The sequence below is a fragment of the Vibrio sp. 10N.239.312.D08 genome (genome assembly GCF_041466145.1).
Classification (GTDB): Bacteria; Pseudomonadota; Gammaproteobacteria; order Enterobacterales; family Vibrionaceae; genus Vibrio; species Vibrio crassostreae_C.
The window spans coordinates 115,222-138,295 of the sequence record NZ_JBFSSD010000008.1; the positions used below are offsets into that span (position 1 = coordinate 115,222).

Annotated in this window: 29 protein-coding genes and 1 pseudogene; 15 read left to right on the top strand and 15 right to left on the bottom strand. The window is 41.9% G+C overall.

What is annotated here, in order from left to right; all coding sequences use genetic code 11:
- Window positions 1–577: 577 nt before the first annotated feature.
- From AB6D58_RS06560 to AB6D58_RS06575, 4 genes are all read left to right on the top strand, one after another.
- Entirely contained in the window at window positions 578–1,309 is a 732-nt protein-coding gene (locus tag AB6D58_RS06560; RefSeq protein ID WP_229647738.1) for a hypothetical protein, read from the top strand.
- A gap of 146 nt (window positions 1,310–1,455) precedes the next feature.
- Window positions 1,456–2,211, top strand: coding sequence for a hypothetical protein (locus tag AB6D58_RS06565; RefSeq protein WP_229647737.1), 756 nt, complete (start codon window positions 1,456–1,458; stop codon window positions 2,209–2,211).
- Window positions 2,212–2,624: 413 nt separating this feature from the next.
- Window positions 2,625–4,064 (top strand): SIR2 family protein, encoded by a 1,440-nt coding sequence (locus AB6D58_RS06570; protein WP_229647731.1) that lies wholly within the window; start codon window positions 2,625–2,627, stop codon window positions 4,062–4,064.
- A 3-nt stretch (window positions 4,065–4,067) separates the two neighbouring features.
- On the top strand, window positions 4,068–4,514 hold the full coding sequence (locus tag AB6D58_RS06575; protein ID WP_122045054.1) for a TIR domain-containing protein: 447 nt from the start codon (window positions 4,068–4,070) through the stop codon (window positions 4,512–4,514).
- A gap of 286 nt (window positions 4,515–4,800) precedes the next feature.
- Here the strand turns inward: AB6D58_RS06575 and radC are convergent, their stop codons facing one another.
- Window positions 4,801–5,286, bottom strand: coding sequence for a DNA repair protein RadC (gene radC / locus AB6D58_RS06580; RefSeq protein WP_102420969.1), 486 nt, complete (start codon window positions 5,284–5,286; stop codon window positions 4,801–4,803).
- Window positions 5,287–5,482: 196 nt separating this feature from the next.
- Between radC and AB6D58_RS06585 the strand changes: the two genes are divergently transcribed.
- On the top strand, window positions 5,483–5,668 hold the full coding sequence (locus AB6D58_RS06585) for a hypothetical protein (protein WP_229647735.1): 186 nt from the start codon (window positions 5,483–5,485) through the stop codon (window positions 5,666–5,668).
- A gap of 21 nt (window positions 5,669–5,689) precedes the next feature.
- Here AB6D58_RS06585 and AB6D58_RS06590 read toward each other — a convergent pair whose 3' ends face one another.
- The 8 genes and pseudogenes from AB6D58_RS06590 to AB6D58_RS06625 form a co-directional block, all read right to left on the bottom strand.
- Window positions 5,690–5,839 carry a hypothetical protein gene (locus AB6D58_RS06590; protein ID WP_237297951.1) on the bottom strand — a complete coding sequence of 50 codons (150 nt, stop codon included), beginning with the start codon at window positions 5,837–5,839 and terminating at the stop codon, window positions 5,690–5,692.
- Window positions 5,840–5,848: 9 nt separating this feature from the next.
- On the bottom strand, window positions 5,849–6,007 hold the full coding sequence (locus AB6D58_RS06595) for a hypothetical protein (protein ID WP_372156795.1): 159 nt from the start codon (window positions 6,005–6,007) through the stop codon (window positions 5,849–5,851).
- 8 nt (window positions 6,008–6,015) lie between these two features.
- Window positions 6,016–6,525, bottom strand: a complete 510-nt coding sequence (locus AB6D58_RS06600) for a hypothetical protein (protein ID WP_229647734.1) — start codon at window positions 6,523–6,525, stop codon at window positions 6,016–6,018.
- Window positions 6,526–7,033: 508 nt separating this feature from the next.
- Window positions 7,034–7,333 (bottom strand): hypothetical protein, encoded by a 300-nt coding sequence (locus AB6D58_RS06605; protein WP_016799982.1) that lies wholly within the window; start codon window positions 7,331–7,333, stop codon window positions 7,034–7,036.
- Between the two features lie 16 nt (window positions 7,334–7,349).
- Entirely contained in the window at window positions 7,350–8,123 is a 774-nt protein-coding gene (locus AB6D58_RS06610) for a ParA family protein (protein WP_016799981.1), read from the bottom strand.
- A gap of 464 nt (window positions 8,124–8,587) precedes the next feature.
- Window positions 8,588–8,950: a hypothetical protein gene (locus AB6D58_RS06615; protein ID WP_229647733.1), complete on the bottom strand. Its 363-nt coding sequence runs from the start codon at window positions 8,948–8,950 to the stop codon at window positions 8,588–8,590.
- Window positions 8,951–9,026: 76 nt separating this feature from the next.
- Window positions 9,027–9,259: pseudogene (locus AB6D58_RS06620) on the bottom strand (type II toxin-antitoxin system RelE/ParE family toxin).
- Window positions 9,247–9,504: a type II toxin-antitoxin system Phd/YefM family antitoxin gene (locus tag AB6D58_RS06625; protein ID WP_016799979.1), complete on the bottom strand. Its 258-nt coding sequence runs from the start codon at window positions 9,502–9,504 to the stop codon at window positions 9,247–9,249. Before AB6D58_RS06625 ends, AB6D58_RS06620 begins: the two are co-directional and overlap by 13 nt.
- 233 nt (window positions 9,505–9,737) lie before the next feature.
- On the opposite strand from AB6D58_RS06625, the gene AB6D58_RS06630 reads away from it, so the two are divergent.
- Window positions 9,738–10,310, top strand: coding sequence for a DUF2913 family protein (locus AB6D58_RS06630; RefSeq protein WP_016799978.1), 573 nt, complete (start codon window positions 9,738–9,740; stop codon window positions 10,308–10,310).
- A gap of 143 nt (window positions 10,311–10,453) precedes the next feature.
- Here AB6D58_RS06630 and AB6D58_RS06635 read toward each other — a convergent pair whose 3' ends face one another.
- From AB6D58_RS06635 to AB6D58_RS06650, 4 genes are all read right to left on the bottom strand, one after another.
- Window positions 10,454–10,684 carry a hypothetical protein gene (locus AB6D58_RS06635; RefSeq protein ID WP_016799977.1) on the bottom strand — a complete coding sequence of 77 codons (231 nt, stop codon included), beginning with the start codon at window positions 10,682–10,684 and terminating at the stop codon, window positions 10,454–10,456.
- A gap of 267 nt (window positions 10,685–10,951) precedes the next feature.
- On the bottom strand, window positions 10,952–12,118 hold the full coding sequence (locus AB6D58_RS06640) for a replication initiation protein (RefSeq protein ID WP_016799976.1): 1,167 nt from the start codon (window positions 12,116–12,118) through the stop codon (window positions 10,952–10,954).
- A 685-nt stretch (window positions 12,119–12,803) separates the two neighbouring features.
- Window positions 12,804–13,316 (bottom strand): phage regulatory CII family protein, encoded by a 513-nt coding sequence (locus AB6D58_RS06645; protein WP_016799974.1) that lies wholly within the window; start codon window positions 13,314–13,316, stop codon window positions 12,804–12,806.
- A gap of 113 nt (window positions 13,317–13,429) precedes the next feature.
- Window positions 13,430–13,642 carry a hypothetical protein gene (locus AB6D58_RS06650; protein WP_029203682.1) on the bottom strand — a complete coding sequence of 71 codons (213 nt, stop codon included), beginning with the start codon at window positions 13,640–13,642 and terminating at the stop codon, window positions 13,430–13,432.
- 91 nt (window positions 13,643–13,733) lie between these two features.
- On the opposite strand from AB6D58_RS06650, the gene AB6D58_RS06655 reads away from it, so the two are divergent.
- Entirely contained in the window at window positions 13,734–14,360 is a 627-nt protein-coding gene (locus AB6D58_RS06655; RefSeq protein ID WP_016799972.1) for a phage repressor protein CI, read from the top strand.
- Between the two features lie 429 nt (window positions 14,361–14,789).
- On the opposite strand, the gene AB6D58_RS06660 is transcribed toward AB6D58_RS06655, so the two are convergent.
- A complete protein-coding gene (locus AB6D58_RS06660) occupies window positions 14,790–15,695 on the bottom strand; it encodes a LysR family transcriptional regulator (RefSeq protein WP_029203681.1) in 906 nt (301 codons plus the stop codon).
- Window positions 15,696–15,845: 150 nt separating this feature from the next.
- Between AB6D58_RS06660 and AB6D58_RS06665 the strand changes: the two genes are divergently transcribed.
- From AB6D58_RS06665 to AB6D58_RS06675, 3 genes are all read left to right on the top strand, one after another.
- On the top strand, window positions 15,846–16,151 hold the full coding sequence (locus tag AB6D58_RS06665) for a monooxygenase (protein WP_017059571.1): 306 nt from the start codon (window positions 15,846–15,848) through the stop codon (window positions 16,149–16,151).
- Window positions 16,152–16,234: 83 nt separating this feature from the next.
- Window positions 16,235–16,609, top strand: a complete 375-nt coding sequence (locus AB6D58_RS06670) for a hypothetical protein (protein WP_016800234.1) — start codon at window positions 16,235–16,237, stop codon at window positions 16,607–16,609.
- A gap of 470 nt (window positions 16,610–17,079) precedes the next feature.
- A complete protein-coding gene (locus tag AB6D58_RS06675) occupies window positions 17,080–17,817 on the top strand; it encodes a DNA/RNA non-specific endonuclease (protein ID WP_016800233.1) in 738 nt (245 codons plus the stop codon).
- Between the two features lie 412 nt (window positions 17,818–18,229).
- Here AB6D58_RS06675 and AB6D58_RS06680 read toward each other — a convergent pair whose 3' ends face one another.
- Window positions 18,230–18,502 (bottom strand): hypothetical protein, encoded by a 273-nt coding sequence (locus AB6D58_RS06680; RefSeq protein ID WP_016800232.1) that lies wholly within the window; start codon window positions 18,500–18,502, stop codon window positions 18,230–18,232.
- Between the two features lie 237 nt (window positions 18,503–18,739).
- Between AB6D58_RS06680 and AB6D58_RS06685 the strand changes: the two genes are divergently transcribed.
- The 5 genes from AB6D58_RS06685 to AB6D58_RS06705 all read left to right on the top strand — a co-directional run bounded on the left by AB6D58_RS06685 (window position 18,740) and on the right by AB6D58_RS06705 (window position 23,063).
- On the top strand, window positions 18,740–19,150 hold the full coding sequence (locus tag AB6D58_RS06685) for a LexA family transcriptional regulator (protein ID WP_029203707.1): 411 nt from the start codon (window positions 18,740–18,742) through the stop codon (window positions 19,148–19,150).
- A complete protein-coding gene (locus tag AB6D58_RS06690; RefSeq protein WP_017059572.1) occupies window positions 19,150–20,403 on the top strand; it encodes a Y-family DNA polymerase in 1,254 nt (417 codons plus the stop codon). The genes AB6D58_RS06685 and AB6D58_RS06690 overlap by 1 nt, the downstream gene beginning before the upstream one ends.
- 269 nt (window positions 20,404–20,672) lie before the next feature.
- On the top strand, window positions 20,673–21,041 hold the full coding sequence (locus tag AB6D58_RS06695; RefSeq protein WP_372156798.1) for a regulator: 369 nt from the start codon (window positions 20,673–20,675) through the stop codon (window positions 21,039–21,041).
- Between the two features lie 293 nt (window positions 21,042–21,334).
- Complete coding sequence (locus AB6D58_RS06700) at window positions 21,335–22,498, top strand: DUF262 domain-containing protein (protein WP_372156801.1); 1,164 nt, start codon at window positions 21,335–21,337, stop codon at window positions 22,496–22,498.
- Window positions 22,488–23,063 (top strand): HEPN domain-containing protein, encoded by a 576-nt coding sequence (locus AB6D58_RS06705; protein ID WP_372156803.1) that lies wholly within the window; start codon window positions 22,488–22,490, stop codon window positions 23,061–23,063. Before AB6D58_RS06700 ends, AB6D58_RS06705 begins: the two co-directional genes overlap by 11 nt.
- Window positions 23,064–23,074: the final 11 nt, after the last annotated feature.

The window sequence follows — 23,074 nt, forward strand, 5'->3', positions numbered from 1 at the left end:
CAACCATTACGATGGGCGTTTGGCTACTATGCCGTCTGCTGACTTCTGCTTAATCACTTAACGAGTTACCTCGTAAAGCGCTATCGTTGTTCATCGGTTTCGCTCGCGTGAGTTGATGATGCTCACGCGCCAGGCCTGTTGAACCAGAGGCCAAGCTGGTTAGGTTAACAATCGCTTGTTAAGCAGATCTCCCCAGATAAGGACATGGACTTTCACTGCACAACTGCATCATTTACGGTGGTCATTAAATCACTTGGCTTCGTCGTCTTGTGCCAACTCGCCTCTGACCTACGCCTAGTATGATGTTCTTGTTCATCAGCTCGCAGTTTTGCTCGCGGCTTCCTTCAGACCATTCCTCGCGGAAAAGCCCTTGCCATTCGCTAGTAGTTAACATTTAATATCAACAAGTTGATGATTAAATGGTGATTTTCCTACAGAGGACTCTCACCTCATTAGTTCATACCCATGCTGGGCGTACACAAGGCAATCAAGGTTGACGCGTTACACTTGGCGGTTTTGGTCTGGAGTTAAGTGCTCTTAGTGGGTTAGTCGTGGCGCACCTTATTGCTGGCGTTATATGCCCGAGAGTGATGAGGGAAAAGGAAGAAAAGTGAATATTTTTTGTAAAATAACGAATCAACGTCAGGAAGATGATAAAAAAACTAAAGAAAACACTGATGTTCCCAACTCTATATCTGATCGTGACCTCAGAAGGTTATACGCTGTTGAGTTTAAGAGTCAGTCTTATGCTTCTTACTACACTACAAGTATGGAGAAAGATAAGAGTATTTTGACCTTATCGGTGGCTGGGATTGGCTTTTCTCTAACACTCTTGAAATTAGCGGAAGTAGTAAATCTGCATGACTTAATCATATTTGTTTTATCCAGTCTTTCCTTCCTTGGTTCTATTTATGCTGTTGTTACAATGTTTGGTAAGAACGCCGACTTCATGATTGATTTGACGCAAGACAAAGATGTGAGTGTTAAACAGTATCAACTGCAACAATTGGATAAAGTAGCAATAAGGTGCTTTTACATTGGGATAGTATTGACGATTATATTAGGCTTATCAACGTCGATAGGGCTCATAAACAAGGAGAAAAATATGAGTGAGAACGAGAAACAGAACGTAATACAAACTGAAGTCAGAGGTATCTCGTTAGAAAGTTTGCAAGGGGCACAACAAATAAAGAAAAGTCTTGCGACTGCTGCCGAACTCGCACCAAGTGAAACAACACAACCAACCTCAAACTCGCAGTCTAGCTCTTCGGCTAGTGGTCCTGCAGCAATGAAACCTGACATAGACTAAAGGCATATACAAAGCATTTAAGAGTGATTCCCAACGCATGGCATTTTTCATTCCATCGTTGGGTTTCGTGTTTATGGCGCAGTGTTTTAGTATCGTGGTAGGGTTGCTCACACCTTTATGCGGCGTTAGTTTTATGGAGAGTGTAAATGAACAAGCGAGCGATAGAATGTGTTTTTGGTTCATTTAGAAATGACTTCATCAATATCAGAAAGTTGGAATGTGATGATAAGTACAAAATTACACTTTACCTGTGTTTGATTGATGGTATTTCTAACTTCTCAGTTCCGAGTGAAAAGAAAAATAATAGAGAGCGGTTTATTAACACCTTGAAGAAGTTCAGTGATTGGACTGATGGAGGGTTAATTAGCATCCAACAACTCAATGCGTTCATTCACTCTGATGTAAAAGACATTGATGAGCTTAAGTGTTTAGCAACTGAAGAAGTGTCTATCTTCGTCAAAAATAGGTTGTTTCCGACAGATAAAACTCTAGCGGTATCAGGTTTTACAGCTATTTCACAAGTAGATATAAAGTCTGATGAGATCATAAGTTTGTGGAATAAATATGCTAGTGATAAGGGTAAGTTACATAAAGCGTACGTAGACCAATTTTCTCACTTTAGTTTGTTATATGAGCTCCGAAATAATTTGATTCATAGTTTCCAAAACTGTTCTGGTGCAAGTTACGGTATCTACAAGGAACCCGGATATAAAGTTGTCAATATTGCCACTAATTCAGAGGAACAACTAGTTTCTGGTCATAGAGTTGAGCTGGTATACCCATTGAGCTTTATTGAAAAAGTTACCGACAGAGTATTGGTAAATACTCAAAGCTACTTTGAGTCTAATGATATTGATGTTTTACAGCATATAGACGAAAGTGAAGTTTGGCGGATGCAATAAAACTAACAAGCATTTAAGGTTTCAAGATACTTTTTCTAATCAGGCAGAAGCTTGTTAGTGCAATAGTTCTAGCACGTCTCTGTCCAAAATCGTCACAACCTGAATTTTAACGCACAGTATTTTCTAGCTCGAAAATGCCCCAAAGTTTGTTTCGACCACTATAGAGGATCATTACTAAACCTAATGATAAACACCTCCAATAACGATGATGCTCAATAGTACTGTATGAACACGACGTGGAAAGCCATCAGTTGAAACTACACCGTCAATGTTGTTGTTTTTTTAAGTAATAGTTGATAATTTGAACCGCATTGAGTTGATATGCATCCGTTTCAATAGGGTGATATGCGGGATTGCTCAGCAGATATAGCGTTATAAGCCATCGTTTTTTGCACCAAATTGAGGGAGTATTAATGGATCTAAAGAAGAAAGCATTTTTATTAGACGTAGGTAAAGAGCTTCCTGAAGAGAACGTGGCTGTTTTTGCAGGAGCTGGAATGTCGGCAGGGGCTGGTTTTGTTAATTGGGCTGAACTGCTTAGACCAATAGCGGATGAACTTGGCTTAGATGTTGAAAAAGAAAGCGATCTTGTAGCGCTTGCACAATTCCATTGCAATGATAATGGCAACAACCGTAGCCAGCTTAATCAAAGGCTTATAGAGGAATTTTCACGAGAAGCATTAGAAACAGATAATCATAAAATCCTTTGTCGGCTACCAATACGCACTTATTGGACTACAAATTATGACAAGATGATTGAGTCTGCTTTAGATAGAGCTGGAAAAATAGCTGATGTTAAATATACAAAAGATCATCTATCAACAACAAGACCAAAGCGTGATGCTGTTGTGTATAAAATGCATGGCGATGTCGAGCATCCAAATCAAGCGGTTTTGACCAAAGATGACTATGAACGTTATCACGTAAAAATGGATCAGTATTTAGCTAATTTGAAAGGTGATCTGATTTCAAAAACTTTCATATTTATTGGCTTTAGTTTTACAGACCCAAATTTGGACTACATCCTAAGTAGAGTCAGGGTTGCGTATGAAGGGAGCCAACGGAGGCATTATTGTTTTATTAAAGCTATAGAACAAGAAAACGATGAAAGTTTAGCTGATTTTGAATACAAGAAAATAAAGCAAAGTTACTTCATCAAAGATCTAGAAAGATTCAATATAAAAACAATAATAGTCAATAATTATTCTGAAATTACAGATTTATTACTACGCCTAGAACAGAATTATAAATCCAAAACTGCTTTTATCTCTGGTGCTGCTCATGAATATGGTGAAATGGATGAAAGGGAGGCACTTAGTTTTGTATATAGCTTAAGTCGGTCTCTAGTTTCCCAAAATTTACGCGTTGTTTCCGGTTTTGGGTTAGGTGTTGGCAGTTCTGTTATCTCAGGCGTATTAGAGCAGACGTTCACTAATCCAAAAGCCAAAATTGAAGATCAGCTTGTGTTACGACCTTTCCCACAATCGACGGAAGGAGAGATGTCTTTATCAGCTTTGTGGACAAAATATAGAGAAGACATGATTGATCATGCTGGCATTGCCTTATTTATGTTTGGTAACAAGTTAAGTAATAACAACGTTGTTTTGTCTAACGGAATGCGTGAGGAGTATGAAATTGCAAAAAATAAAGGGTTATTTTTAATTCCTATTGGTGCTACGGGTTATATGGCTGAGCAACTATGGGAAGAGCAAAACTCAGAAATTCAGAAAAATACGGGCATCTCAATCGAGATGAAGCAACTTTTCAAAAAACTTGGCGACCGCCAAGTTGAGACTAAAGAATTAATTGATTTGGTAATTCATATTATTAACTTAAAAAATAGAGGGATATAAAGTATGGCTAGAAAAGCATTTTTTAGTTTTCAGTTTTCAGAAGATAACTGGCGTGCAAATGTTGTAAGAAACAGTTGGGTTACTCAAGATAGAAAGAGCGCTGGTTTTTTCGACTCTGCTGAGTGGGAAAAAGTAAAAAAGAAAACTGATGCCGAGATAAAAAAGTGGATTGATGGGCAACTGAGTGGATGCTCCGTAACAGTTGTCTTAGTAGGCTCAAAGACTTGTAAGAGTAAATGGGTGAAATATGAAATCGAAAAAAGTATTGAGCTTGGAAAAGGTTTATTAGAAATCGATATAAGTAAAATTAAGAACAAAGACGGCAAGACATCAACCAAAGGAGATTGGATGCTTACTAGTTCATATAAGTCTTATAGGTGGAACAAGGACGATGGGTATAATAATATGGGGACTTGGATCGAAACCGCTGCAAAAGCTGCTGGCCGCTAATTTATTGCTTATAACAAATAAGGATTAAGCGCTGCGAAGCCAGTACTTAATCCGGTTGTTGAACAAGCCCGATGCCTCTATATAAGTAAATTGTGCGATCTTTTCCTGCGGTGATCCCACCTCGATGAATTTCTCAAGGCGAGCGCTGTCGTGATAAGACTATATAGATTACTAAAAGTTATCCGTAACAGACTAAATTAGCATAACCGCTGGCAAACTTCTGTCCAAAAATGTGTTAAAGGGTAGTCTCCTACCCTGTTTCAATCAGCGGCCATAAGCCGCTTTTTTAAATCCAGCCTCGCTCAGAAAAAGACACCACACACTCAAATGAAACCACGAAGTGGTCCAGTACTCGGATATCAACCAATGCCAACGCATCCGTCAGTTGACGGGTAATGCGTCGGTCAGCTTGACTTGGGGTGGCGTCGCCACTTGGGTGGTTATGATAGAGAATAACCGCACTCGCGTTCGCGGCCAGCGACGCTTTCACGACTTCACGCGGATAGACCGAAGCGGCATTAACGGTACCGTAGAACATCTCTTTGGTGCGCAACACTCGATGTTGATTATCGAGGAAGATAATCCCAAACACTTCAGACTCACAAGCGGCCAAGGACGTTTGACAGAACGATTTCACCAATTCAGGCGAGGTTAATGGCGTTTGTTCTGAGATAATCAGTTTGGATTTGAGAATGCTTGCGGCCTGGTCAAGGATGCCCTTTTCTTCTGATGTGAATAACGAAACATTTGAGTATTGAACAAGTGCTGACATGGTATTTCCTTTCGGTCTTGGTGAGCGTCTGACTGTCCGTACCCAGTTGCAGGTTCTGCAGCGCAAGGGCGCGCAGCGGCGAAGCCTCCCTTGCGTGAGGGTTCTCAAATGGGACGGTTTAAAGGAAGTCGCGACAACAAGCCAAAAGGACAGCCTAAGCCAATATCTCAACCCAAAGTACGTCGCCCAGGTAGAAATGTCCCTTCCCCACCAAGAGAGCACCCTGCTGGTTACTCGACTTGCGCCACTCGATAACCTTGGCTACTTAGGACAAGACCGAACAGGGCGTTGCTCGTCTAAAAACACGAACCGCTTGAATACCGCAAACAGTTGGAATATCGAAACAAAATTCAGACAGATTGATGATCTGATGAGTATTTGAGCCGTCACGCATCTGCCGACTTTAGTCGTCATACAGACAAGAGAGTAAAGCCTTAGCCGACGTGCGATGCTCAGAGGTTGTTCCTATCGTCCTTTCTGCTTTCTTTGCGTAGCCGTAGTCTTCTCGCATCTGTTTAATGGTGGTAGTCAGGTCACACACACTGATACTCACCCCCTTGCCTCAGTTGCCTTGCTCTAGTATTAAGGCGTCGGTATACCCAAACTCATTCACCAAAATTTCATGAACCTTGACGGCCTTTACGGTGGAATCAAAGTCGGTCGAATTCACCCAAATCACGTGCATGGATATGTCAGCGGATACTGTAGAACGCACTTTCATGTGACCCCCTAAGCGCCAAAACGCACATCAAAACAAAACCCTGAGCACTTAAACGTCCCCTCTCCCGTTGTCACAAAGCGCAACGCGGGAAACACAGAACCGTAAGTGGTGTAAAGAATGATGTGATCCACTCGCTCGTGAAGAAACCATTCACCAAAGCCAGCACCATTTAATTCGATGAAAAAATTACGGATTTCATGGAAAGCAAAACGACGCGATCCCAATAGCGGAAACTGCTGCTTGATAGCTTCAACGAACCCTTGGTCTTTTAACGCTGCGATATCAGCCTGCTGCTCTGGCGACTGGCGACGACTGAACATTTTCAAACGCTGGATTTTGGAAACCCAATCAGACTTTCTTTTCGCCTCATCACGACACTTTTTGACTTGAGAGCGCAACTTCAATACCGCCAAAGGACTAGAGACATCATTTTTTGGTGAGCTTTCGTGCCCCAGCGGCGAAACGCTGGTCGATGAATTTGAATTAGAGAGAGTTGGGGTTGAGTTTTGTTGCGCCATGAGAGTTTCCTTTCTGTTTGAGTATCACTTTTCGGAGCCGCTTGGCTGTCCGCTCTCTCAACATCGTTCTGCTTTGCAAGGGCGCGCAGCGGCGAAGCCTCCCTTGTAAAGCAGGTTGTGGGGAGAAACGGTTAACAGCCTGCATGCCCGAAAATGATGCGAGTGAAAGAAAATCGGCGCATAAGAAAACAAGCCCTTACACGAACTTATTCGAAGACAGAGAGAACAACGAGGAGGAAACGACAAGGCGCTATGACTCTTAGGACAATAACGGGGTTCAAACAAGGCCTAGCTGCAGGGGAACCAAGGCAACGATAAGAGTCATGATTAAAGACACGTTTAAAGTGTTAGTCTTTACAAGGAGAGAAGGCCCAGAACAGGTAATAAGACGCTTCAAGTGTCATGTTCATCCGTGCTAGAAGTTAAGTCCAAACTAAGGCTCTATGAAATGTCTTAAAATAGATACAGAGCCTTAAAAGCAAATATGTATTACATAGGTAATACATATTCAATTCATTTTATTAATCAACTCAACGAGCTCTTCATCATCTATCTTGTCTCGATATAAAGCCAAAGCTCGGTACAGTTTCGCTGCAGACACATTTCTCTCTGTCTGCTCTTGCAGATTTGCTACCCAATCGGTTATCCGTTCTTTATCAGTAAGTGACATTCTAAGAGTCAGAGGAGGCACCATATAAGATGTCGTCACTTTCTTTTTGACAGTCGTAATTCCAGTCGACTTACTTGAACCTTCGTTCTTGTCAGTAGAGATAGCTGTTATAGCTCCTCGTTTTTTCAACTTGCTCATATGTATTACCTATGTATTACATCAAATTCAAAAGAAACGCAGCCAGTTTTCGGTAATCGTTATTAACAAGAGATCCCGATTTATAAAAGCGCACAGGAGAGGAAACGGCATTAGCTTGTCCAACATGCTCAGAACGACGGACAGATACTGGTAGCAATTTATCTTGTACTACCTCCAATTCCTCATCAATGAACTCATTAATAATAGTGTTTCTTGAGTCGACCTCGTTCCTCAAGATCAGATAATTGCCTTCATCCTCCTTAATTTCATAGACAGCTTCGAGTAAAGAGCTAATGCCGTCTAATGAAAATGCACCTGAATCTACAGGGATCAAGATAAGGTCTGAAGCCTGGATTGCGTTAAGAGTCGTTAGGGATAAGTTTGGTGGAGTATCAAGAAGAATGAAATCATAGGTATCACCTAACTTCGCTAATTGCTTTTCTAAAATTCGTTCACGATTAATCTTTGTCAGTGATGTTTCGATGACACGTGACAACTGAACATCAGCGGGAACGACATAGAGGTTTTCAATAGAGTTCCCATTAATCTGTGCAGGTTGAATTAAATCGACAATGGACACAACTTTAGGCTTATCAAACAAAGCAGCCACCGTCTCTTCAAACTTAAAATCACGTTGTCCGGTTAACGTTTTAGAGCAGTTCCCTTGAGGATCGAGGTCAATAACTAACACTTTTCGTTTTCGTGCAAGCTCAGCCCCTAAATTGACAAGAGTCGTGGTTTTTCCAACGCCACCTTTTTGGTTCGCCGCGCTGATGATCTTAGTTTTCATAATAAACACCTCATGTATTACATGTGTAATACACAATAAAAAACAAAAAGCACACTGTCAATGTATTACATATGTAATACACTTTTTCTATCAACACTTAAAGTTATTCCCCCGTTACCAGTCGATGATGTCAAGACACTAAAAATCCTAAAGAAAGTGACACCAGCCGCGAGATCACTATCCGTATGAATCAAGTTATTAGGCTCCTCACCAACCAAAACTTCTTGGTTAAGTTAATCCCAACACTAGAATCAAAGTCAGTTCTGAAATTGAAAATATTGTGACTACGACGGGGGACACTGTTTAAGCATGAATCGGATTCATCAAGTCCCGACGCGCCATCGATATTTGGAGCTATCTGACTCACACCAGAAAGACGCGAATTTAAACCCAAAGAATGGCTAAGTTTTGCCTACTGGCGTGATGAGCAGCGCCAACTGGTTGAACGCCACGACAAGATTGAGTCACCCACTGGGCAGAGTCATGGAAGTGAAATCCCACTGTTCATTGTGGCTGTTTGTAGAAAGGTGTTCCCAAAAGAAAATACCCATAATGAATGAGAAGCCCATTGAGTCTTCTACTCTTAACACGACATCGCCCTGATCTAATAACTCGCCCATCGCTTGTTGGTAAGCTTCTTCGACGATGGTTTGTTCCCAAATACGCTCGTATTCGGGTAAGACTTGTTGTCTAGAGATGGTCGACACCCTGAAGCTTAATGCGCCCTCGATACGATGTCGTCGGCTGGTGATCAGTTTAACCTCCGTCCATGAAAGTACTGGTTTGGCGAGGCGCCTAGATTGGCGTTCCTTTTTCTTTTTCGCCATACTCGAGTCTTAACGGATGTAGACCATCAGCTTATCAGAGGTGGCACAGACGCTTGACTGTTTGCTCATACAAAAATCAACATAAACCTTGCTCCGCGCGCATCACAAACAAGATGTACACCTTGTCCCCGTCTTGCTTGCAAAAAACACGACAAGGGTTGACCACAACTTCTCGGTAATTGAGGTGTTCAACTTTGTCGAAAATATTTTGAATCATCTGCTTGGCCGCAACCAGATATTCAAGGGCAATGTATTTCGCGATATCCTTGAGGTCCGATCACGCGGCTCACTCCAAATCACTTCAGCCATTTTGACATCTTGTCCTTAGCTTCATCCTGACTCAAGGACTTGCCTTGTGAAATGGCGCGCTCACCACATGCGATCCCTTCAAAGATAACCAAACGGTTTTGCATAAAATGATAGTCGTCCACATCAACCAAATACGCAGAAGGTTTACCGTGTTCGGTGATTAGCACAGGTTCTTTGGTGTCGTGTAAGTCCGCTAGGATTTGGGACGCTTGACGCTTGAGGGAAGTAACGATCTCGACTTTCATAAGAGTAACTCCAAAATAAGAGTAATAAAGTGATACTGTCGTATCACTTTCAAGGTGCCAGGTTTAGCGCAGAGATATTGAGCGTTAAGAATCACTCTTAAGTCATGCTTCTTATGAGTAGGAAACTCACTCAACAACACACAAACAGCAAATGGCGTCACTTGGGTTTCGGCCTTAGAGCCTTGCTATTCTTGTGATAAGATACCCTCACCAGAAAATAATCGATGTGAACAATGTCAGAACATTCATACCATCAACTTCTTAAGTCGACCTTCGAAAACACTCTTCTTCACCTTTACTTCAAAGTAAAAACTTCCAGTCACTTTGTTAAAGAAGAGCAACGAAACAAGATCATCATTGACTTCTTAAAGCCAAAAATCAAACAAGCTCGATATAGCCTTATCAAGAAAAAGCTTAAAACTGTTTGTTTGATGAAGAGTAAATTTGGCTCAATCGAAAAACACTTAGAAAGCGTTTTATCTCAATATTCAGCGATAGAGAGCAAAAACGACGTTGATAAGCTTTATGCCTTGTTAGAACGCTTTGAGAAGAGCGGATTAGAAACAAAACTTATTGAAGAGACCCCTAAGCAGGAAATGGACGTTGTTTATATCGACAGAGCACATATTGATCATTGCTTCGATAATGAAAACCGTCAGATTGCACCCATTTCGCTGTTTATACATACGAATGAATTAGACAGATTCACTAAGAGCTTAGCAACCCAACCTTATTTCACATATGAGTTGTGCCAAGCAAGTGAAGAGTTGAATAACTATCATTACAAAGTCCACCCAATTAGCTAACCATACTGCTTATCACACACTGTTTAGCCTTAACTAGTCCAAGACTCTTGTGAGTGCTTACCTGTACTTTTCCATCAATTGTCTATCCTGTACCTTAGTAATTGTCCCACAGCTATATGAAGCGCCAACTAACACAACCAAATCTAAAACGTTGGGCACTTCCAGCCCAAATCAAGATGTGTTGTACGCGATTTACCAAGCGGTACTACCGTCCTTTTTTCATCACAATCAAGGCCAATCTTTTGATCTTCTAACAGTAAGCTGATCAGATATAAGCCTAACGCTGAATGATCTTGGCCATTCGTCTTCACCGCTACGGCTTCAACAATGAATTCAATTCCTGTTGACAGTGTCTCTTTATCTTTAAAAGACATAACTCCTCCCTTAAGTTACTGTGTAAATATACAGCAATATGGAGCGGGTGAATCCATATTTAAACAAATTGAGACATCAATCACATTGAACAGGGTCATGTCGACTCACCCTTAGAACACATTTCATGTCTTTAAAAAGGAGCTCGCGGACAAAAAGTAAGAGAGGAGATGATCGGGTGTCCAATAAATGCAACCTAGTCTCAACTCCATAATTGAATTTACTAAGGGACCTCGTTTTTAGTCGATAGTTACTCATTATTATTTAACTCAAGGAAAAGCCGACTCAAGCACCGCCTTCTTTTTCCCTACTTCATACTCCGCCCTCTCTAACGTTATAGGGGCAGATATCTGATGAACAGCATAATTACCACGAGGCTCTGGCCCATTTCGCCTACTTTCGGATAAAGCAGACTTGACCCATTCAAACAGATAGACGTAACGACTGACGGTCTGGCGACACAAGTTCGCCTTACGCGCCACCAAACCAATCGTGAGCTCCTGATTTTTGCGTAACAGAAACAGACAGGCGCGGATAATTCGGCGAGTGGTCTTCGTCCGACGAAGGTTATGAGTTCTTCTGGCCGCTCTACGCTGCCTTTCCTGTAAACTTAATCCACTATCCAACCTCATCACACCTCGCTGGCAGTCTGACCGAGCACAATATTTATCCCAGGTCCAACGAGAGACGCTTTTTACCACCGCTAACACCTCACTGCATGGCAAAGACGGCTTACCCACCAAATTGGCATTATTGATATGTGCAAAGCTCTCTACACGGCCTTTAAAATTCGTATAGCTGCCCTTTTCCCTTTCTTCGTCGACGATGTCATAAGCGAACCGGCGAGTACGTTCAAACAAAGTACAATTCCGGGAATAAGAAACGTCACTCTCTTGACGAAGCCACGGCCGCGTACTCTCCAGTTCAAGCGAATCCGCTAACTCGTTAAGTTCATAGACACTGCGGTGAAGTTCGGTTGTCTGCCACCAAGGATGAAAGGGCGTTTTGGCAACAGGCCCTGAATAACTCAAGTCCGCCTCCAATCGCAAGGCTAACGCGCGATAAATGGCTTTGAGGTACTGAATGGGTTTGGAGCGAGCCTGATCACTGGTGCAAACCGGTACAATGGCATAAAAAAGGTGGGCTTTATTACTGGTACGGTTTCGGACAATCATATTGGGGGGCGGCAACCCTTCATCTTGCCAAATGTAGGGATTGGGGAAAGCTCGGTGTTCATGATCAATATCGAAAACCATCCACGCCTGCATCTCTTTTCGATTGACCTGCATATAGGGCCATCTGACGGCGTAGTTTCGAGGTCGAATTAGCATCGCGGTTTTGTTGTCACTGCACCTCGACAAATAAGGCGCTTCCTCAAGCAACCGGCTCAAACACGACATAGACGAAGACGCAGCGTATTCAGAATGAGCCGTCATCGGCTCGCCCTCACCGTCCCTTGTCCACGTTGACTTCCTGACTCGCTCTGGATAAACACCCTTTCCAAGGCCTCGTACGTTACGACCGAGTTGACGCTCTTAGTGGCGCCCAATAAGCCTGTCGAACCTGATGAATCCTTTCCATTCAGGCGTTCAATTGTTAAGTGTTCGTCATTTCCCCTCACCCCGCTTTTCACAGGACAGCGGAATGCATCACGCCATTGGTCTTCGCTCACTACCGCTAGATAGAAGACCGCTTCTTGGCTTATTTGAAGCACCTTACCGCCTATGACCGCCCACTCATGATTATTCATCACGTTTTCCTTGGCTAACAGGCTCTCCTTTGGGAGCAGCCAATGACGTTACTCAGGCTAAGGACAACGCGTTAAAGCCAACGCTGTCTGATTCTTTGCATTCGCTTTTCAAGACCGAATAAACGAATTCGCAGCCGTACTTGTTCAAACACCCGATTCGAATGCCTTAATTGATACGTTAACCTCATCCACTCAACCAATAATGGCGAAAGTTGACGGTCACATAACTCGCGTCGGATGCGCCTGATATAGCGAAGGCCTCTTCGCTTATCTTCCTCTGTTAATCCATGACCAGACCTTTCAGAAGATGGCTTATGATCCGGAGCAATGAGCATCACCCCTCCGAATGAATACTTGAAACTGATATACCACTAGCGCCCACCTTTCCGCCCTATCGCTTTGAGCAGACCAACACCTTGATTCAGTTTTTCCAAACTATTGAGGAGCAAAACCTGACCGCTGATATTCGCGTGTACGGTCTGAACAATCTCATATTTCTGTGCCCGAGTAAGCCTAGGCTTTCCTGCATACTCCAAAGCCATTCGAGACAACTCACCCGAATGGGTCGAGCTCTCTAGTGCGCACAAAACAAAGGCATCATCGGTAGTGTTGGGCGGTATATAAGCGGTGACCACCCCAAGTCCAAGAAGTAAGCTGTTTACAATAATGTGATTACCGCTCACTTTGGCGAGAGTGATGGCTTCAACACAACTCAGGACATGAGGCTGATCAGGATTAAGTTTATTCCGCAGCATGGTCGGACTCATCCCTATGACCTCTGCCAGCCTAGCCATATTCTCTGACCTAGCGAACACGCAACACGCCTCATTAAAGGCCCCTTGTTTTGTGCGAGAAAATTCGCCTATTGAGTCAATTCCGTTCATAACCAATACTCAATTGAAGAAAGACGAGATGACAACGAAACTCCAACCAAGAATGTTAGCCCCAACGGACAAAGCTCTTTGGTCGAAGTTATGAAAGATAAACGCATGGCTATTTACCCCATTCTCTCCAACGTTTCACGCGTTGCCATTTCTAGCAACATGACCATATTGATGAGAGGGGTTTCTTTACCTTTTGCTTTAGTTTTAATAGGTAAGCGACCATCAGCTACCCAATCCATGATGGTGCGTTTCGGCATTCCGGAGAACTGAGAGTATTGGTCGTACGTCATGAAAGGCGTATTTAGGACTACTTGATATGAGAGCATAATGATATCCTGCTTGGTCATTGAATGTTTAATTTCGGAATGACGAGTTGCACCCCACCATTTCGAACTCAATTGCGATTATTGATCACATATGAATAACAAGCAACTTAAAATAGACCAAATATCGTATTTGGGAGGTAGAGATATTATCAAGAAGTTGATAGATATCACGAATTCAGACCGCCAACAGGACGTAGCAGACGTATTTGGCATCCCAAAATCAACAATCGCGACTTGGCGACAGAGAAACCTTACTCCCTTTGAAATTGCAGTAAGGACTCATTTGAGCACTGGAGTCTCACTTGAATGGTTACTTCTAGATAAAGGCGAACCGTACCCTAAAACACCAACCCAAAAGCATATTAATAAGAAGAACGAATCGAAAACTCTTTTCGATATCGACTGTTTCTCTATTGACGACGGTAAATTGGTTGGGAAAGGGATACTTGCATTCGATAAAGCTCTTCTAGACGAGTTAGGTGTGAGTAATGTAATAGCAATCAAAGATGGAACTACTACGTTCCTTATAAATAAAGAATCTCACCATGCAGTAAGCGGTACATACCTAGTTGATATGGACGGCCTACTCTCGCTAAACGACATCCAGCGCTTACCAGGCAAAAAGCTAGCCATCAGCTTTAACGGTTCGATTCTAACCCTCGAAGAAGATGAAGTAAGGGTTGTAGGTAGAGTCGCGTTAGTGATAGAAAAGCGTTAACTGTTACACTCATCTGTTTGAGAGCCCTGCAGCTAATTTGATTAATAGCGTCACCGATACTTAACGAGCCTCTTATCACCCTCCCTCGTGGGGAGTGGCACTTGCAAAGACAAAGACTGCCTTATGGCAGTCTTTGGGTCAGTGTTGGTCGTTGTGCAATCTCTAAGTAGTCCTGAAACATTTTTGGACAAAAATGAGCTAGTTACATTACTAAATTAGAGAACAATGGATTATCTAAGGTATTGCAATACTACTAATCTGGAGACCAAATCTCGTTAAACATTACACAAGAATAACTTTGAAACTCTTCGAACACGATAGCAACGAGTTGGAGGAAGAAAGGCTTCCCTACACTGGTGAATGTGGCGTGCTATTCTTGAACGGTCTCCCGCCTCGCTAGTTTCAAATCGAACTTGATTTGGAAGTTGCTCAGGAGATAGAAGGTAAGGGTGAGGCTGACTCAAGAAGCAACTCATAAAAACGTTTTGTCGCAGGCCCCGTTTTTATCCCTTTAGGTAAAGTCAGATGCAATGGAACATGATAGCCACTGCCATTTTCCACATTCAGTACCGTTAGTTTCTCACTACCTCGGCTATCAACAATATGCTTAGGCAGCCTGCAATAGCCCACCCCCTGCTCTACTGCACCAAAGGCATGGTCGAAATTATCAACCGTAATGCGCTGACTCGACTTTAACCAGCCCACATCTTTTTTCTCGCCCAGTTTTTCAATCGAGCCTAAATCTCTCACCACAATTTGTGGCAGCGACGAGAGCTGGTTGAGCGATATAGACGTCCCCCTAGTTATCGGATGCGAACTCGCCACAACAGGCTCCATCTTGGTAAAACCAAAGGCTTCTGCAGGGTAATTGATTATGGGTAGATTAATGATGGCAACATCAGCCAGTTCTTGAATGACCATTTCAGTGGTCTTCGACAGTGATGTTTCTACCACTTGTATCGATGTACTGTTGTTCTCTGCCATAAAATTAGCCATCGGCTTATAAAGATGCTCAAGACAGCACAAATGATCAACTGCGACTACTATTTCTGACTCAACCCCCTTTGCTAACTGCTCACTGATCAGCTCTAGTTCTCGCGCTTGTTCCAGCATGCTGCTAGCCCTGCGCAATAACGCTTTACCGTCTTCAGATAACACCGTTCTTCGACCTTCAACCTGAACCAACGACACGCCTAGTTGACTTTCCAGTTTTCTCAACGCATAGATCAGCGTGGTATGGCTCTTATTGAGTTGCAATGCCGCTGCCTGAATGCTACCAGCACGATCTATCTCATGGAGTGTTTGCCATTGGTCGAGGGTGGTCTTTAATCTCATTGGTCTAAAATCCTGACATTTAATGGCAATATTATGAACTTTCCAGTCCATTTTTTAAAGGTAATATCTAAACAGGCAATAAAGCCTCCTATGTTTGCGATATGACAGGAGTCTCAGCGCAATACCAAGTATCTGTTTGGAGAAATAACCATGAAATTATTACAAGTCGATTTTGAATTTAACGGCCCATTTGGTGAAGAGATGTCGAACGCACTCGTTGGCCTAGCAAAGTCTATCAACAATGAATCGGGGCTGATCTGGAAAATCTGGACTGAAAACCAAGCCAAAAAACTGGGTGGTGGAGTCTACCTTTTTGAAGACCAACTCAGTGCAGAGACTTACCTAGCAATGCATAGCGCACGCTTAAAAGAGATGGGCGTGGATAAAGTTCGCGGCGTGATTTTTGACGTGAACCAACCATTAACTACCATTAATAAAGGCCCAATCAACGGCTAGTTCAACCGTTCATTCCTGAGTGAAAATAAAAATAGTGAAATGAAAGAAGAAATAGCAAAAGACACGAAATAGAGATAGACCAAATGAACAATAAAATGTTTTTAAGCCTACACGGCATCATATACGCAGGGTTTGCCTTAGCGCTGTTTTTCTTACCCACTGTCATGTGGCCAATGTACGGTGTAGAGATCAATGATAAATACGCGTATTTTCTCTCTCAGCACACCAGTATCTTTCTTGGCGGCATCGCAGCGATAACTTGGTTATTACGAGATATTGAAGCGGGGCTCAGCGCCAAAAAGCTCATCCTAGGTTTGGTTGTAACCAATATGCTTGGGGCGATCATCACACTGTATGCGGCTTTCACTGGTATCTTTGTTGGCTTTGGTTGGACTGATCCTGCGTTTTTCCTTTCACTATCGGTACTGAGCGTGTTGCAGGTTCGTAAGCAAGTTTAAACGGTTATTCAGTTCGGATAAGCACAAACAAAAAGCACTTGGTATATGCCGAGTGTTTTCGTATTCAACCAATTTATCAAGACCAAAGTTAAGTTCACTAAATAAGCGGAAATCTTGATGTCTAGCTTAGGTGGTAAAGCCTGAACTTTAGAGGCAATACATGTATAAGAAAACTTAGGTCAAATCTCATACCGTAACTCGTTATGTAAATCGAACGAAACCCATTTCGGGCAAAAGTTACTCAGACGAATTGGGCAACAAGTGAAGAGCCTTTTTCTTGTGGCACTAAACCACTTCTGTACACAGTTAATCCTCAACTCGAAGACCGAAATTGTGAAAAACGTCAGAATAAGGAAGCTCACGAGGAAACCAAATGGGGTCTTCCCGTTTCAGAAACGTTAACCCACTCTACTTCTACCGTTTTGATAGTTATGCTAAATTTGAGGCGAAGCTCATCTAAAGGAATGACAATGAAAGCATGGATAGCAATTACGGTGCTAGCCTCAGGTATTTTGAGTGCTGCTGAATTTCGGACGCCAAACTGCCCAATTGGCTGCCCTAGCCTAGAAATTGACGGTAATGTTGTCATCTTTGAGCGTTTATACACGCTCTCTCAAAACAAGAAAACACAATTTGCAGATTGGGTCGCATATGAAGTCGATATTCTTAACTTCGGAACAACAACTAATCGAACTTGGAAAAATAACCCTCTACTTGTTGAAGCTGAGCGATTAGAGAAAGGTGATTATACTGGGGCTTCAAGTAAGCTCAATGTTGACCGTGGGCATCAGGCTCCCTTAGCCAGTTTTGTCGGCAGCCGCTATTGGCCTACTCTTAACTATTTGTCGAATATCACTCCCCAAGCAAAAGACTTAAACCAAGGCGCATGGAAAAACTTGGAAGAAGCAGTTAGGGATGCCGTTGGGTTTCGAGAGAACCTGTACGTTATTACGGGGACTCTCTACCGTAACGAAATGGATACTTTACCAAAAGCTGATGAGCCTCATGCAATACCCTCGGATTACTACAAAATTGTGTACGACGAGAAAGGAAATTCTGTAGCCTTTTTCATGAACCAACACACAACCAGAGATACAAATTACTGCACTAGAAAGCTGGCAGTATCAGAGTTGAGATCAATCGTTCCATATACCCTGCCAAGTGGTTTAGCTGATAGTAATGAAATATTGGAACGTTTAGGTTGTTGAACACTAAGGTTGTTTGGGCTCGAATTGCTCAGCTCAGAACATGCTCGAAGTTGTAGCTATGCCGCGCTTCCATTTAACTATCCGACTTCCAACATGCTGTGTAACTACGAATCAGTAATTAAGCGATTTAATCCACTACAACAAGTAGCTCTTCATAGGATTGAGTTACTTAAATTACCTTAGGAACAACCATGAGCTACGCTCATGAACTAATAGAGGTCTTTCAAAGCGTAGCTTTGGGATGTTTTCATGGGGGTCACTTTTACTCTATATATAATATTAGGGTGAAAGTGACCCTATACATTTAGACCATTTCAAATTAGCAATCCAGTGATAGAACTAACAAGTTATATGGATGACTGTACTAATGAACTGTCCAGGCGACTGCATTTTTGAACACCAAGCTACAGATCTAGTGAAGTGGATGACTTTCAAAGTTCATTACGTGAGTGACAGCAATCGCAAGTATGAGTTCGTCATACTGAGTAGTTAAATCAATATCGGTTAAAACGATCAGCAACAACAAATCGGGCTCCGATACATCGTTCATCAAATGCAAAGCTATATCGTCAGAATCGACCTTCATCACAGCTTGAGTCATCAATACAAACAACTGGTTTAAACAGCTATCGCAATGAGCATTTGCGCGATGGATATACTCTAGAAAAATTGATTTAGTATTCATACGTACAGAATAATAAAAACACTCACAGTTAAAGTATTGGAATAGACTGCCATCATGTGAAGAAAATCACGATGCAGTCGCTCGCATACCTAATGGGTTCGAACAAGCTCAACTTTTAAACGTACGCTTTGTTAATTCGAACAAAAGGTTAATTAAACCGCACTTAGTTTTACAAACATTGACGGCCCTAGAACCTATACTGTATATTTATACAGTATAGGTTCTTAGGTCGTAAACATGCACATTCTACCGCTTTCTCCATCCAGTATTTCTTGCTCTCTTACCTCCTGGGAATCACCAGCAGCTGAGTATGTTGAGCTTGGTGTTTCACTGGATTCTGTCTTGGTAAATAACCCCAATGCTACATATCTTGCTTATGCTAACGGAGATTCCATGGAAAGAATTGGCATCTTCAATGGCGACTTGTTAGTCATCGACAGAAAGCCACAAGCTCAGCATTTTGATACCGTTATCGTCAGCTTAAATGGTGCATTTATGTGCAAAATCCTTGATCTGCATAACAGGCTTTTGCTGTCAGCAAATCCTCATCACTTACCTATTGAGATCCATCCAGAAGATGCCTTTGCTATTGAAGGGGTTGTGATACGTTCTATTCGTCTACATAAACCGTTGCCTGAGTTCATGTAATGTTTGCTCTTATAGATTGCAACGCTATGTATGTCGCTTGTGAACAAGTATTTCGGCCTGATTTACGACACCTACCCTGTATTGTCTTATCAAACAATGATGGTGCAGTTGTAGCAGCAAATCGGTTGGCAAAAGAAGCTGGAGTCAAAAAGTTTGAGCCCTATTTCAAGCAAAAAACACTCATTGAAAAGCGTGGTGTGAACGTTTTTTCATCAAACTATGCTTTATATGCTGATCTGTCTGCAAAAATGATGGCAACAATTACGACGTTCTCACCAAGGAGCCATATTTACTCAATAGATGAATGCTTTTTAGATATAAGCCGTTTTTCACATGTTGAGTCAGACTTAACCTCTTTCGGTCAACGAATTCGTCAAACGGTCTGGAAAGAATGTCGACTGCCCGTTTGCTTTGGTGCGGGTGATACTTTGACACTATCAAAAATGGCAAACAGAGTAGCCAAAGTTGATAAAAAGTTGAATGGTGTCTGCATCATTGATTCTGAAGACAAACGCCAACAATATTTGACATCACAACCTGTATCTGAAGTTTGGGGCGTTGGAAGGCGATTGACACAACGTATGAAGTTGATGGGGATTGAAACAGCTCTAGATCTTGCGAATTTAAGTCCTGAACAAGCAAGGTGCTCTTTCAATGTAGAAATTGAACGCACCGTTCGTGAGTTAAATGGCCACCCTTGCAAAGTTTGGGACGAATGCAGAGCGGACAAACAACAGATATTTAGCACTCGCAGTGTCGGCAACCGAATAACATCACTTGAAGAGCTAAAACAAGCCCTCGCCTTTCACGCTGCCACAGTGGCAAGAAAAGCACGTAATCAAAAGAGCTCATGCGCTACTCTCATGGCTTTTGCCAACACATCACCTTTCGATGACATACCACAAAACTTCAAAAAAACCTGCACATTTGAATTTCCAACTAATGATACAAGTAAGTTGACTAAAGCAGTGACGTTGATGGCAACTAGGTTGTTTAAGCCAGGTGTCAGCTATTACAAGATTGGCGTAGGTGCGATGAACCTAGTATCCGATCGGCAGCGTCAACAGGACTTATTTTCCGAACCTGACAACCCAGCATTGATGCAAGCCATAGATAAACTCAATAACAAGTTGGGGCGAGATTCGATATTCCTAGCCGCTCAGGGAACTACACATGACTGGGCTATGAAGCGCAATTTTTTATCACCACAATACACGACAAAGTTAAAAGACCTACCGAGAGTACTTTGCTAATAAATGATCTGAAGAGTCGAAACCTATTTTTATCAAACATTTGGACACTCTTTCGAGCTAGGAGGTGCTACGGTTAAGAATTAAGCCTGTGACGGTTCTGGACAAAAATGAGTTTTAGGAATTCTAATATTAGTGATTCATGAATAACTTTTTATAAGGCAAGTTTGCCAATTAATACGCCTTTGTACAGTGCGCACTTTGTCTGATTATGTTTAATGGTGCATATCTTATAAATGTAGTGCAACCTCTTGTATTTAGAGGTTTTATCATTGAAGTATCGCGAAATGAGTAAGAATTACATTTTTCGAGAGTTAGAGTGTCAAATGACCAAGGAAGAGGTCGCTGAACTGTGTTTTAAATCTGTGAGAACTGTCACAGGTTGGGATGAGGGAAATCCAATACCTCCGGAGTGCAAGAGACTTATGAGAATGGCTAAAGGCCGAGAACTAAGCATTAGTGAAGACTGGGTACAGTTCAAAATGTTATACGATAGAATGGAGCTGCCGACAGGGCAAGTCGTGAGGCCACAACAAATATTGGCAGGGATAGCACTCCTTGGAATTCAATCCGAACTAGAGATTAAAACCTCAACACACTTACTTAGCCTTGCAAGAGCAATAGCAAAGATTAAGAGGTGAGCTTCGTTACACAAACGATGCTGCGTTCAATACCTCATAATTTAGTAGTCATGATGTTAGTCAGTTATCAATAGAGTTGATCGATGTCTCGTCACTGCTATTGATGTTTTACACAGTAGAAATTGAATTGATACATTGACGCAGTGTATTAATCAGGATTGATAACATTCTATGTGCCTTTGCTTGCAGCACTGGAATAAAAGTCGGATACCAGAAGGTATTCGGCTTTTTTTATATTAAATTTCAGCGTATTATGCAAAAAAATCAATCTAACAACTATATAGAGCGTCAGTATGAACGATATAACAGATCAAGAAAGCGAATCGTACCCAATAAACGAATTTCAGCTAACAACTACACCAAATGACTTTAATATTTCGACAATCATTTCTTTTATAAGCTCGAAGGTTTTTAAGATCCCTGCGTTTCAAAGACACTATGTATGGGACATAAAACGTGCATCGAAACTGATTGAATCTCTCCTTATTGGTTTACCAATCCCTCAAATATTTTTGTATGAAAGTGGTAAAAATGAGTTCTTGGTAATTGATGGCCAACAACGCTTGATGACACTTTACTACTTTTTTAATGGCCGCTTCCCTAAGAAAGAAAAGCGCTCAGAATTAAGAGCTATTTTTGATGAGCAAGGTCATATTCCTGATGACATAATGCAAGATGATAACTACTTCCAAAGATTTAACCTAAGACTAGACGGATTAGTTGATGGACAAGCAAATCGTTTCAACGGCAAAAACTACAAGACATTAGGTGATAGTCAAATGGCTCTCAACCTGGCAACAATCAGAAACATGATCATTAAACCAGTAGCAAATGATGATGAAGAAGATGGGGCCATGTTTGAGATATTCAACCGACTTAATAGTGGAGGTATGAATTTGACACCACAAGAAATTAGAATGAGCCTATATCATTCTAAATTCAACGTAAGCCTAATAAAATTAAACGAGAACGACGTTTGGCGTAATATCATTCTCGGTAAAGACATTGTCGACATGAGATTAAATGACGTCGAGGCTATTCTACGTACGTTAGCAATGGTAAATAGCCGTGAAGAATATAAGACGACAATATCTGGTTTTCTAAATACATTCTCGAATGCGACCAAATCATTTTCTCAAGAAGATACGGACTTCTTCAAAGAACTTTGGGATAGCTTCATGGTGGCGTGTGAGGGTGTGCAAGTTGAAGACTTTAGAACAGGTGCTAGTCGCTTGAGTATTACTTTATTCGAGTCAGTATTCTATGCAGCGTGTCGTTCTTCTGTAGAACAAAAAACCGTAAACATACCGCCAATCACCTCAGAATACCTAGCTCTCTTGAAGGCAGACGAGATATTTATAGAGTCAAGTACAGGCAAAACGACTCGTAGAGAGAGTGTAGTGACGAGAACAGACCGTGCTAGAACTCTGCTACAGGAATATATCGATGGCCAATAATGATTCTGGACGAAAAGCCATTGGTGCACTCTTCAATGACTATGGTGAGAATTACAAGTTCTTGATGGAAAATAGTCAGATCAGCATAGCTAATGACTACAAGGCTCAGTACTCCAAAGTAATGCTGCTATCTACAGCAAGTTATTTTGAAAGCAAGGTTATCCAAATCATGTTTGATATGTTGAATCCTAGTACGTGTTCAATTACGCACGGCTTTATGGAAACTAAGGCGTTGAAGCGCCAGTATCATACTCTTTTTAATTGGGATCAAAGCAACGCAAACCAGTTTTTTTCACTGTTTGGGCCTGAGTTTAAAGAGTTCATGAAAGCCAAACTAGCTGAGGATACAGAGCTGAATAGTAGTATTAGCGACTTCATGGTTTTAGGATCTACAAGAAACAAGCTAGTGCATGGAAACTACGCTACATTTCAGCTCACTCTAACGGCAGAAGACATCTATGCTAAATTCGAAAACGCGATTAAGTTTGTTGATTCATTGATACCTTTGAGTGACGAATTCCGAAAAGTCCAAGCCGAAGCTTTTGAAGAACTAGAATCAGCTTAAAGTTGATGTTT